This is a genomic window from Carboxydothermus pertinax, from assembly GCF_001950255.1.
GTDB lineage: Bacteria > Bacillota > Z-2901 > Carboxydothermales > Carboxydothermaceae > Carboxydothermus > Carboxydothermus pertinax.
Genome location: NZ_BDJK01000011.1, coordinates 64,485 through 76,440, shown reverse-complemented (window position 1 = coordinate 76,440; position 11,956 = coordinate 64,485). Strand labels below are relative to the sequence as shown.

At 39.1% G+C, this 11,956-nt stretch carries 14 protein-coding genes; 13 read left to right on the top strand and 1 reads right to left on the bottom strand.

The window, feature by feature from the left end; translation table 11 throughout:
• The first annotated feature begins 24 nt into the window (after positions 1–24).
• From cpu_RS04455 to cpu_RS04400, 13 genes are all read left to right on the top strand, one after another.
• Positions 25–888: an NAD(+)/NADH kinase gene (locus tag cpu_RS04455; protein WP_075858838.1), complete on the top strand. Its 864-nt coding sequence runs from the start codon at positions 25–27 to the stop codon at positions 886–888.
• Positions 881–1,456: a tRNA 5-(aminomethyl)-2-thiouridylate-methyltransferase MnmM gene (mnmM, locus tag cpu_RS04450; protein WP_075858837.1), complete on the top strand. Its 576-nt coding sequence runs from the start codon at positions 881–883 to the stop codon at positions 1,454–1,456. Before cpu_RS04455 ends, mnmM begins: the two co-directional genes overlap by 8 nt.
• On the top strand, positions 1,453–1,905 hold the full coding sequence (gene argR / locus cpu_RS04445; protein ID WP_075858836.1) for an arginine repressor: 453 nt from the start codon (positions 1,453–1,455) through the stop codon (positions 1,903–1,905). The genes mnmM and argR overlap by 4 nt, the downstream gene beginning before the upstream one ends.
• 8 nt (positions 1,906–1,913) lie before the next feature.
• Positions 1,914–3,572 (top strand): DNA repair protein RecN, encoded by a 1,659-nt coding sequence (gene recN, locus cpu_RS04440; protein WP_075858835.1) that lies wholly within the window; start codon positions 1,914–1,916, stop codon positions 3,570–3,572.
• 116 nt (positions 3,573–3,688) lie between these two features.
• A complete protein-coding gene (spoIVB, locus tag cpu_RS04435; protein WP_075858834.1) occupies positions 3,689–4,945 on the top strand; it encodes a SpoIVB peptidase in 1,257 nt (418 codons plus the stop codon).
• Between the two features lie 73 nt (positions 4,946–5,018).
• A complete protein-coding gene (gene spo0A, locus cpu_RS04430) occupies positions 5,019–5,810 on the top strand; it encodes a sporulation transcription factor Spo0A (RefSeq protein WP_075858833.1) in 792 nt (263 codons plus the stop codon).
• 96 nt (positions 5,811–5,906) lie between these two features.
• A complete protein-coding gene (gene steA, locus cpu_RS04425) occupies positions 5,907–7,028 on the top strand; it encodes a putative cytokinetic ring protein SteA (RefSeq protein WP_075858832.1) in 1,122 nt (373 codons plus the stop codon).
• 30 nt (positions 7,029–7,058) lie between these two features.
• On the top strand, positions 7,059–7,940 hold the full coding sequence (locus cpu_RS04420) for a copper transporter (RefSeq protein WP_075858831.1): 882 nt from the start codon (positions 7,059–7,061) through the stop codon (positions 7,938–7,940).
• A 10-nt stretch (positions 7,941–7,950) separates the two neighbouring features.
• A complete protein-coding gene (locus cpu_RS04415) occupies positions 7,951–8,628 on the top strand; it encodes a glycosyltransferase family 2 protein (RefSeq protein ID WP_075858830.1) in 678 nt (225 codons plus the stop codon).
• 177 nt (positions 8,629–8,805) lie between these two features.
• Positions 8,806–9,444: an MraY family glycosyltransferase gene (locus cpu_RS04410; protein ID WP_159433969.1), complete on the top strand. Its 639-nt coding sequence runs from the start codon at positions 8,806–8,808 to the stop codon at positions 9,442–9,444.
• A 154-nt stretch (positions 9,445–9,598) separates the two neighbouring features.
• On the top strand, positions 9,599–9,739 hold the full coding sequence (locus tag cpu_RS13590; protein ID WP_159433968.1) for a hypothetical protein: 141 nt from the start codon (positions 9,599–9,601) through the stop codon (positions 9,737–9,739).
• 21 nt (positions 9,740–9,760) lie between these two features.
• On the top strand, positions 9,761–11,302 hold the full coding sequence (locus cpu_RS04405; protein ID WP_075858829.1) for an HD domain-containing phosphohydrolase: 1,542 nt from the start codon (positions 9,761–9,763) through the stop codon (positions 11,300–11,302).
• Complete coding sequence (locus cpu_RS04400; RefSeq protein ID WP_075858828.1) at positions 11,292–11,489, top strand: hypothetical protein; 198 nt, start codon at positions 11,292–11,294, stop codon at positions 11,487–11,489. The genes cpu_RS04405 and cpu_RS04400 overlap by 11 nt, the downstream gene beginning before the upstream one ends.
• Before the next feature lie 23 nt (positions 11,490–11,512).
• On the opposite strand, the gene cpu_RS04395 is transcribed toward cpu_RS04400, so the two are convergent.
• Positions 11,513–11,887 carry a carboxymuconolactone decarboxylase family protein gene (locus cpu_RS04395; protein WP_075858827.1) on the bottom strand — a complete coding sequence of 125 codons (375 nt, stop codon included), beginning with the start codon at positions 11,885–11,887 and terminating at the stop codon, positions 11,513–11,515.
• Between the last annotated feature and the right edge of the window lie 69 nt (positions 11,888–11,956).

Below are 11,956 nucleotides of genomic sequence, written 5' to 3'. Positions count from 1 at the left end.
TTTAAATAGCGGAGGTTGACGCCCTTGAGAATAATTGGTATTGCGGTAAATAAAGATAAAAAACTGAGTCCGGCATTATATGAAAAAATAATGGAAAAGGCGTCGGAATATGGGTTTTTATTAAAAAACCGTTATGCTGTTTCGGGAGAATGCGGAATTGTTGAATTGGCTGAAATTGATGAAAAAGCTGGAAAGCTAGACCTTGTTTTTGTCTTAGGAGGCGATGGAACAATTCTTTGTGCTACCCGGTATTTTGCCCCCAGGGGTATTCCGGTTTTAGGGATAAACCTTGGGCAGCTTGGGTATTTAAGTGAGCTTGATCCCCAGGAAATTGACTTTGGTTTGCAAAAAATTCAAGCCGGAGAATTCATTATAGAAGACCGTACCATGTTAGAAGCCGTAGTTTTGCGCGAACAAAGGGAAGTGGCGGTTTTTCATGGGTTAAACGATGGGGTTTTGACCAAAGGGGCTTTTGCCCGAATAATAAATTTCTCGGTTTTTGTCGATGAACAGTATATAACCGAGTACGCCGCCGATGGAGTAATTGTGGCAACTCCTACCGGCTCCACCGCCTATTCCTTATCGGCTGGGGGGGCAATCCTTGATCCGGAAGTAAAAGCTTTTATTATTACTCCCATTTGCCCCCATACCCTTGCTGCCCGGTCGCTGGTCGTTGCTGATGATAAAGAAATTAAAATACTGGTAAAGACGGCTTTAGAGAGCAGTATGTTAACTGTAGATGGCCAGCAAGGTTTCGGTATCCGTAAGGGTGATGAAATACTAATTAGGAAGGCTCCTTACCGGGCAAAATTTGTAAAGCTAAAAAACCGAAGTTTTTATCAGCTTTTACGGGAGAAAATGCGGGAGGCAAATCGCTATCATGATTAACCTGGAAAAAATTACAGGACTTGCCCATCTCTATCTTCAGGAGGTAGTTCAAGCAGGGGATGTGGTAGTAGATGCCACTGCCGGTAATGGTAACGATACCTTATTTCTGGCAGAGCTTGTAGGGAAAAGCGGTAAAGTTTATGCTTTTGACATTCAAGAAAAGGCCTTAAAGATTACCAAAGAAAAGCTAGCGGAAGCTTTTTTAGAGGAGAGAGTTACTTTAATTTTAGACTCCCACGAAAACATTCGCCAATATGTTTTCTCTCCCATAAAGGCTGCAGTTTTTAATTTAGGCTATCTGCCGGGGGGAGATAAAAAAGTGGTGACCAAGCCAAAATCTACAATTGCCGGCATCTCGGAGTGTTATAAACTCCTTGAACTTGGCGGAATCATCGCAATTACTGTATATGTAGGCCATCCAGGAGGCGAGGAAGAAAAAATTTTGCTGGAAGAGCTTGGGCAAAAAATTCCGGACCGGGAAGGTTTTGTAGTAAAACATGAATATTTAAATCGTCCCCAATCTTATCCAAAGTTATATATCATTGGAAAAAGGAGGAATCCTCTTTGAAAATACGCCGCCAAAAAAAAATCCTTGAGCTTATAGAACAAAAAGTAATAAGAACCCAAGAAGAATTGGCTGACGCTTTAAAACAAGAAGGTTTTGACGTAACTCAGGCTACCGTTAGCCGGGATATTAAAGAATTGGGACTGGTAAAAATTCCTTTTCAAAAAGATAGTTACCGGTATGCCTTACCCCAAAAAACTATTTCTGCGGCATCGATAGAACGGCTAAAAAGACTCTTTGCTGATGCCGTAAGTAGTTATGATCAAAGTGAAAACTTAATCGTAATTAAAACCTTGCCCGGCGCGGCCCAGGGAGTGGCCAGTGCTATTGATCAGGTTGCTTTTCCTGAAATTTTAGGAACAATTGCCGGTGATGACACTATTTTAATCATTGCCCGGGACCGCGAACGAGTTCCGAAAATATTGGCAAGATTTGATGAATTTTTATCCTAGGTGATAGTATGCTGTTAACGCTGGCTATTGAAAATTTTGGCTTAATTGAAAGGGTAAATCTTGAATTTACCAAGGGGTTAAATGTCTTAACCGGAGAGACCGGTGCTGGAAAGTCCATGTTAATTGATGCTCTCCTTTTAGTCATTGGGCAAAAGGCCCGGGGGGACATGGTGCGAAAAGGCGCAACCAAAGCGTTGATAACTGCTTCTTTTGAGTCGGAAAAGCTTACGGAAAAACTTGTAGAACTTGGACTTCCTGCCGATGAGGTAAACATTTTTTCCCGGGAAATATCAGCGGAAGGTAAGTCGGTGGCCCGCATTAACGGTATGGTGGTGCCCTTGGCTCTTTACCGGGAAGTATCCCAGGGTTTAATAGATATTATGACTCAACACGAACAACAATTACTGCTCTCGCCATCTTATCATTTAAAGCTGTTGGACCGTAGCGGGGACGATGAATTTCAAAGATTAGGGGAACAGCTTGGAGAAGCTTACAACGCCTGGCAGGAAGCGGAAAGGAAATATGAGACTGTAATTTCGCAAGAAAAAGAACGGCTAAAACGATTAGATTACTTGAAGTTTTGTATTGAAGAGATTGAAAAATTAAATCCTTCGCTAGAAGAAGAACAGGAATTAAAAAGTTTACGTTTGCGTCTTGTCAACCAGGAAAGGCTTTTAGGGTTAATTGGGGAAGCATATCGGGAAATCTATGGGGAAAATGATCCGGGAATTGTGGACCGCCTGGGACGGGTTATTAAAGATTTAAAAGATGCTGCCCGGATTGATACTTTTTCCCTGGAAGCTTTAAAAAAAGTGGAAGAAGCAGCCTGTCTTTTAGAGGAATCGGCTTTAGAAATTAAAGGTTATTTAGATGGATTAGAAAACCAAACGATAAACCCCGATGAAGTGGAAGAACGGCTTTATCGTTATGAACTTTTAAAGAAAAAATACGGGCCAGAATTAAGGGATGTTTTAGTTTTTTTAGAAAACGCCCGGAAAGAATATCAGGATTTGGCACAAATTGAGGAAAATAAGGCTTTTTACCAGGAAGATGCTTTAAAAAAACGGGAAAACTATTTTAAAATAAATGCTTTAGTAAAAGAAAAGCGAAAAAAACTGGCCGAGCATTTAGAAAAGAGCCTTAAAGAATATTTAAAGGAATTATTAATGCCCCATGCGGAAATAAAGGTTATGTTTTCCGCAAGTTTCCCAGGGCCCCGGGGGGATGAGACGGTACAATTTTATTTTCTTCCCAATCCCGGGGAAGATTTGAAGCCCTTAGCAAAAATTGCTTCGGGAGGCGAACTATCCCGCCTTTTACTCTCCTTTAAACTGTATTTTAACCAGGTAGACGAACATGATACGCTGATTTTTGATGAAATAGAGTCAGGGCTTGGGGGGAGTATTATAGAAGTGGTAGGAGAAAATTTAAAAAAACTCTCCCAAAATCATCAGGTTCTTTTGGTAACTCATTCGCCGGTAATCGCCGGCTTTGCTGATACCCATTTTGTAGTGGAAAAAATAGTTAGTGATGGTCGCACCAAGACCCGGGTAAAAAAATTAAACATGGAAGAAAGGGTTTGGGAAATTGCTCGTATGCTTGGGGAACGGGAAATTGGGGCTTTAACCCTGGAAATGGCTGAAAAAATTCTCAAAAAAGGAAATTAGCGGGAAAACCCGCTAATTTTTTTTGGATATCACTCCAAAAAAATATCAACATAATGGCGAAAGCAAAAGAAAAAATAAAATTAAACAAAAAAAACGCCGAAATGGGGTGATATCCTTTGAAAAAAAACAAATATCGGAAAATATGGCGAAATATCGTTGTAATCTCTCTGTTGTTTTTTTGCTTGTCCGGGTGGTTGGTCCTAAACTCCTTACCAAATGAAATCCAAATTTTAGGTGATGAAAAACCTAAAGCCCCTTTTCTAACTTCTTTAAAAATTAACCCGTTAAATAAGGATTGCATTGAATTAAAACTATTGGGCCTTATTACCCTAAAAGAAATTTCCGTTAAAAAAATCCCGGTGAATTATCTTGTACCCGGAGGTCACAGTATTGGAATTTACCTTAAAACTCCTGGTGTTATGGTGGTGGGTTTTTCGGAAGTAAAAACCAAAAAAGGAGATGCTAATCCTGCCAAAGAGACAGGTTTAAAAGAAGGGGATTTGATTTTAAAAGTCAATGATATTACGGTTAATCACGAATTTGAACTAAAAAATCTTATTAATCATTTTGGAGGCCAAAAAATAACTTTTACGATAAAACGGGGCGATGATATTTTTAAACGAGAAATTACACCAGTTTACAGTTTTGAAGAAAAGAGATGGCGCATAGGGGTGTTTATTAGGGACAATTTAGCTGGGCTTGGAACACTCTCTTACTATAACCCCCGGGATAAGAGCTTTGGTGCTTTGGGCCACACAATTATTGATCCTGATACCGGAAAAGTATTTCCCATCAACAAAGGTAAAATTGTAGCGGCTAAAATCCAAACAATTTACCCTAGCCACCGGGGACAACCGGGAGAAAAAATTGGTACCTTTTTGCACAAAAATGTTATAGGTGCAGTGTATTTAAATAACCGTTTTGGTATTTTTGGTAAGGCGAGTCAGGAAATAATTAATCCTTTTTTTAAAAAGCCTTTACCCATTGCTTTTAATGAAGAAGTAAAACCAGGACCGGCAGAAATTTACACCGTGTTAAAAGGAGAAAAAATAGAAAAATTCACCATTTATATCGAAAAGGTAAGACCCTATCAAAAAGATGGTCGAAATTTAATCTTAAGGATAAAAGATCCCAGGCTTTTAAGGATTACCGGCGGAATCGTACAAGGAATGAGCGGTTCTCCTATTATTAAAGATGGTAAATTTATAGGAGTTGTAACCCATGTGTTTTTAAGCGATAGTAGCAAAGGTTATGGAATACTTATAGAAAATATGCTCAAAGAAATATATAATAATAATAAACTCTGGGGTGGGAGCCCCAATTTTGTTTTTGTAAAATATTGTCGCTATTTTTCTGAAAAAAATGTTTTGTAAAAAGCAGGAATTAAAATGTTGCCGTCGAAATGTATTGAGGAAAAAATTTCAAGGTAATATTTAGGAGGCGGGGATGGTGGAACCAATTAGAATTGTCATCGTTGATGACAACCGGGAATTTTGTGAGCTTTTAAAAGAATTTATACACCAGCAGGAAGATTTTGAGCTTTTAGGAGTGGCCTATAATGGCATTGAGGCTTTAGAGGTCATTTTCAATCAAAAACCGGATATAGTGGTTCTTGATATTATTATGCCTCATTTAGATGGTATAGGTGTGTTAGAAAAACTGGCAGAGTTTGAAGAAAAGCCAAAAGTTATCCTCCTTACTGCCTTTGGGCAAGAGTCTATAACCCAGCGGGCGGTAGAGCTGGGAGCGGATTATTATATCTTAAAACCTTTTGATTTTTCGGTCTTAGCTTCCAGGATTAGACAACTGGCTTACGGAGCAACTCCCAGTAAACCTGTAACTTCCTCCAACCTAACATCTAACCTTGCATCATTACCTAAAACTAAAAATCTTGATTTATTAGTTACTAATATTATTCATGAGATGGGTGTACCTGCCCATATCAAAGGCTATCATTATTTACGGGATGCAATTTTAATGGTAACCAAAGAGGTAAATCTTTTAGGAGCAATTACAAAAGAGTTATATCCGATGATTGCCCAAAAATACCATACTACTCCCAGCCGGGTAGAAAGGGCAATACGCCATGCCATTGAACTTGCCTGGGACCGTGGGAATATTGAAATGATTAATAAGTATTTTGGATATACTATAAATGTTGAACGGGGTAAACCTACCAATTCTGAATTTATTGCGATGATTGCTGACCGTTTGCGCTTGGAAGCAAAGGTCAGTTAATAAATAATTAAGATTTTCTACCGTAAACGCCAGGTTTCCTGGCGTTTTTTAGTATGCTATAATAGGAAGGAAAAAAGTAGCTTGGGGTGGCAACAAATGGAAATAAAGGGCACGGCCCTTTTAGACAAAAAAACTAAAAATCTTATTAAACGGTTAAAACCCGGGCACATTGCTGTAATTGATCACCAGGATATCGATGAAGTAGCAGCTAGAGGTTTAATTGAAAAAAAAGTGAAAGCGGTAGTCAATTGTGCTCCTTCAATTAGTGGCAAATATCCTAATATTGGTCCGCTCTTGCTTGTGCAAAATGGTATTATCCTTGTAGATGAAGCACCAAAAAAGCTTTTTGAGGTTTTAAATGAAGGGGATTGCCTGACTGTCAAAGAAGGTGCCCTTTACCGCAATGGGGAGTTTTTAGGGCAAGGAACAATTTTAACGGAAGAACAAATTAAGGTTAAAATGGAAGCTACCAAAGAAAACTTAGGCGATATTATGTTGGCTTTTATTGAAAATACCTTAAATTATGCTCAAAAAGAAACGGGACTTATCTTGGGTCAATATCCACCGCCACCGGTTAAAACCGATTTTCGCGGGCGGCAGGCATTGATTGTGGTGCGCGGTCACAACTATCAGGAAGATTTAAAGACAATTCGCCTGTATATAAACGAAGTAAAGCCAGTATTAATTGGTGTGGACGGTGGTGCTGATGCTTTAAGGGAGGCTGGTTACTGTCCGGATATCATCATTGGGGATATGGACAGTGTAAGCGACGAAACTTTAAAATGCGGAGCAGAAATTATTGTGCACGCCTATCCAAACGGTGAAGCTCCGGGTTTAGCGCGGCTTCGTGATTTGGGACTTACGGCCCAAATTTACCCCGCTCCTGGAACCTCGGAAGATATCGCGATGCTTTTGGCGTACGAAAAAGGTGCTGAGTTAATTGTAGCGGTAGGAACTCATTCGAATCTGTTTGACTTTCTGGAAAAAGGTCGTAAAGGGATGGGAAGTACTTTTTTAGTAAGGCTTTTAGTGGGTTCCAAACTTGTCGATGCCAAAGGTGTTAATAAACTTTATAAAAGCCGCCTTAAAGCTAAATATTTAGTGCAATTAATTATTGCGGCCTTAATTCCGGTGTTAATTATTTTAGCTGTATCGCCGGTTACTAGAAACTTATTTAAAGTTTTGGTAATTCAGTTTAAACTTTTATTTGGAATATAGTTTGGAATTAGTACTGGAGGCGAATTTATTATGATTATTGATTTTAAATATCACATTGCCTCGTTAATTGCGGTATTTTTGGCTTTAGGCTTAGGAATTTTCATTGGTACATCTTTAGGATATGATAGTAACATTGGAGAAGCAATTTTAAATCAGCAAAAACAGCTTACCCAGGGCATTGAAAAGCGCTTAGATGAGCTTAAAAAGAAAAACGATGAACTGGAAGCATTAAATGAAGAGCTGGAAGTTACCAATAAAGTTTTAAAACAGTACCAGGAGGAAACCTTGCCGGTATTAATTAAAGGCAAGCTTACCGGTAAAAAAGTGGCAATTATTGTCACCGGGTATTACGGTTTAAACGAAGAAATAAAAGGGGTTTTAAAAACGGCGGGGGCAGAAATTACCAGTATAACTGAGATAATTCCCGAGGAGCTTACAAACCCTTCGGATATCGAGTATATAAAATCCCAAATGAAATGGCAAACCAAAGATGAAAAAGAGTTTTACACTAAATTTGCTTTAGAAGTAGGAAAAAATCTTTTAGCTCCGGGAAATGGTTCGACCCTTTTAACCTTAGCTAAAACCGATGCCTTAAAAATTAACGGAAAATATGGCGTGCCAATAGACGGTGTAGTCATTATTGGTGGAGGTTTAAACGATAGTGAGCTAGTTAATTACCTGGACGTACCTTTAATTAAATTTTTAAAAACTGTGCCTATTGTAGTTGGCACTGAATACAGTAATGTCGAGAAGTCTTACGTTAAATTCTACCAGAAAGAAAGAATTAGTACCATTGATGATTTAGATTTACCTTCAGGCCAATTAAGTTTGGTGTACTGTTTGCTTGGCACAACGGGAGACTATGGCATTAAAAGTACTGCCAAAAGGTTAGTGCCACCAATTGAACAATAAGGGGGCCATTATGGAAAAAAAAGTTTCGGTGATTATCCCAGCTTTTAATGAAGAGGAAAGAATTGGGGAAACGGTAAGGGCTTCCTTTAAAATTCCGGGGGTTAAAGAAGTTTTAGTGGTTGATGACGGCTCGACGGATAATACTTATCAGGAGGCAGCTAAAGCGGGGGCCAGGGTTATAAAACTTACCCAAAACAGGGGTAAAGGTAAGGCTATTGAGGCGGGAGCTCAAGAATTTACTGGAGATTTTGTGGTCTTGTTAGATGGAGATTTAGGAAGTTCTGCAGCTTGGGCGGAAAAACTCTTAAATCCCCTTCTTTCAGGAGAAGCGGATATGGTAATAGCCCGCTTTGGTAAAGCCCGGAAAAAGGGTGGAGTTGGGCTGGTCAAAAAGCTCACCCGCTGGGGGTTAAAACTTTTTACCGGGCAGGTGATCGACGCGGTGCTGTCGGGACAGAGAGCTTTTACCAGGGAAAGCTTTTTAGCGCTCCTTCCCTTATCTCCCGGTTATGCCCTGGAATTTGGAATGACCGTTGATGCCTTAAAAAAAGGTTACCGGATTGTAGAAGTTCCAGTGGAGATGACCCATCGGGAAACGGGGAGAGATTTAAAAGGTTTTCTCCACCGGGGTAAGCAATTTAGAGATATTTTGAAAGAAATTTTCAAGAGGAAATTTACAGGGGAATAGGGGGTGTAGCTAATTTATACCAAGATACTGTTATTAATTGTAGCTTTTGTGTTAACCCGCATTCTTATGCCACCGGTATTGGCCTTGTTGACTGCTGCTGGACATCTTAGGCCTAATTTTCAAAAGGAACTGATCCCCCAGTCGGGGGGATTGGTTTTTTTGCTGGTGCTGTTATGTATGGCACCATTAATTTTGCTATTTTCCCGGGGAGAATTTTGGTTTTTATTTTACTCCGGTGTTGCCACTATGACTTTTTTGGGAATTGTTGATGATTTTTTTGGAGATGCAAAAGCAAAAGGGCTAAAGGGGCATTTTAAAAAATTAATTTTAGAACACAAGCTTACTACAGGAGCCTTAAAAGCAATTGGGGGGGCTTTTTTGGCCCTAATGTTAACAATAAACGAGCCCTTTAAATTTCTGGTGATAGATTTTTTGTTAATAGTGCTGGGAATTAATTTTATGAACCTTTTTGATTTGCGTCCGGGAAGAGCCGGGAAGGTATTTATTTTTCTGGCGGCTATCATCGGCCTAACTTATTTTACTTATCCGGCAGCAACGTTTTTATATATGGTTTTTGGCATAGTGCTTGCTTATCTACCGCTGGATTTAAAAGCAAAAGTTATGATGGGGGACGCGGGGTCTAATGCTTTAGGCTTTATTTTGGGATATTCGGCAGTGCTGCTTTTTTCTTACAAAGTAAAAGTGGGGGTTGTTGTCTTTTTAGTTTTATTCCATCTCTTGACTGAAAAATATTCATTGACAGCAATTATTAAAAATAATCGTCTTTTAAGTTATCTGGATGAATTGGGGAGATAAGAAGGATTTTTGATAAAAAAGTCGAATAAGTACAAAAATTTTAAAAAAAGCGGTTGCCATGACCGCTTTTTCTTTTAATTACAAGAGGGGGGAATTTGGTTGGGTTTCATTTGTCAATATCATGCGGATATTTATCTTCTGGGGGGTTACATCGGTGATAGAAACTGCTACTGTTTTAGAGGTATTAAAAGAAATATTTGGAGCCAAAGGGGTTCATCCTTTAAACGAAAAAGCATTTTGGCAAGGTTACGAAGCGGCAGGAAAAAGTAAAAATAATGTAGAATTAGAGAATTAAAATATCCTTGGAGCGAATTTTATGAATGACCAGTTAACCAGTGATTTTCACCGCCTACGCTTTATTGCTTTGATAGGAGCATTATTCTTTTTTCTTCTTAATCCAGAGCCCATAAATAAAAAAGCGTTTTTGGTTTTATTACTGGCTATAGTTTATTCGGTGCTCCTGTATACTTATTTGCGGTTAAATCCCGAGAAAAGGGATTTTGGCTATAAACTTGCTTTTTGGCTGGATTGTTTGTTTATAACGATTATTATTTTCTATACCGGTTTAACGCATAGTTTGTTTTATTTTGGCTACCTACTGCTGGTGGCTCTTCACACTTTTTATTACGGTCCAACTTTTGGTTTTATAACCGCCGGGGTTAGTGCGGGAATGTATTTTATTGTTTCTTACCTTGACCCGGAGGTTAAATGGTTTGATTTTATTTTTAAATCGGGCTTTCTTTTTGTCATGGTAATAGGGGTAGCGGTGGTTTACTGGGAAAATTACCGGTTAAAAAAGCTTTATCTTGATGAAATTTCAAAACTTCAAGATTTAACGATAAAAACCCAGAAGATTGCCCAGGTAAGGGATCTAGAAGAGCTTGCCGATTTAGGACTGAAGATTGCGGTAAATATTAGCAATGCCGCCGCCGGAATAGTTTGGGTCTGGGAGGAAAAGCAGGAAAATTATCTTTACCCTGTAGCGGTATATGGGATTGAAAAAAAGGATATTCCGTTAACCCTGGCGGTAGATACTGTCTCCTGTTTTCCTTCTTTGCAAAATTTTGAGACAACCATTACCGCCGGAAGCGTTACCGGATTATTTTTTGAAAAAAACTATCGAAAAATTATTACCGTTGGTTTAGCCAGTAAAGACCAAAACTTAGGCTTTTTAACTTTATATAGCAATCTAGATTTTACTGAGCTTGATTATTTAACGATTTTTTGCAATTATCTGGCGGCGCAAATGTCTATTGTCCGCCTCTATGAACAATCAAAAGAGCTTTGCTTTAGTATTACTCAAGCGCTGGTGATGGCTATTGAAGCCAAGGATTCTTATACTGCTGGACACTCGCTGCGGGTTACCGCCATTGCCGAAAAGATTGGGGAAAAGTTGGGTTTTTCCCAGGAAAGACTGGAAAGGCTAAAAAAAGCTGCTCTTTTGCACGATATCGGGAAAATCGGGATTCCGGAGAAAATTTTAAATAAGCCGGGTAAACTTTTGCCCGATGAATACCGGGAAATCCAAAACCATCCGGAAATTGGGGCTGAAATAATTAAACCTATCGCGCAAATGCGGGATATTATTGAAATAATTTACCATCACCATGAAAGGTATGACGGGACTGGCTATCCTAGCGGCCTAAAAGGGGAAGAGATCCCTTTAGAAGCCAGGGTTTTAGCGGTGGCCGATGCTTTTGAAGCGATGACTTCCGATCGTTCTTACCGCAAAGCCTTAACAAAAAAAGAGGCAATTGCCGAAATTATAAACCAAAAAGGTAAGCAGTTTGACCCGCAGGTAGTGGAGGCTTTTTTAGAAGTAGTAAAAGAAGACGGGGGTTATGAAAATGCCAGTTAAAGTAAAAAATGAACTCTGCCGGAAATGTGCTCATTTAACCAATTGCCGGGCGGTATCTTCCTGTGTTCCGGGCGCCTTAAATTTCGATCAAAAAGAAATAAAAATTTTTATCAAATACGATCGTTGCTGGAACTGTCGACGGTGCCTGGCTTATTGCAGTGAAGGTGGTTTGTTTTACGAAGAGTAAAGGGGGTGTAAATCCCCCTTTTTTTATGGCTTTAACTGAATCCCATTGTTAAAATGATTCATACTTCCCACTAAATCAATTAAAGCTAAAACTCCTAAAAGCTCTTTTTCTGTTAAACCTTTGTCGTTGGCTTGTTTTGTGTAATTAGTGATGCAAAAGGCGCAATTATTTAATACAGAGATAGTGTAGGCAATTAAAATTTTTGTTTTTTCATCTAAGGGATTTTCTTCCCAAAGAACTTTAAACTTTTCGGTAAAAAGTTTTAGCATAGAAAGGTTATGAGCCATGACCTGCAAAGGGGGTGGAACTACTTCGTGTTTGGCTTTTAAGGCGGCAAAGATTTCTTTAGCCTCCGCCGGCAATGCTTCCTCGGCTACCGGTTTAATTAGTGGTTCCATAAAATGACCTCCTTTTTCTTTTTAGTATGGACAGCTAGAAAAATTTTTAGCCGTTTTTATTCCCAGGAA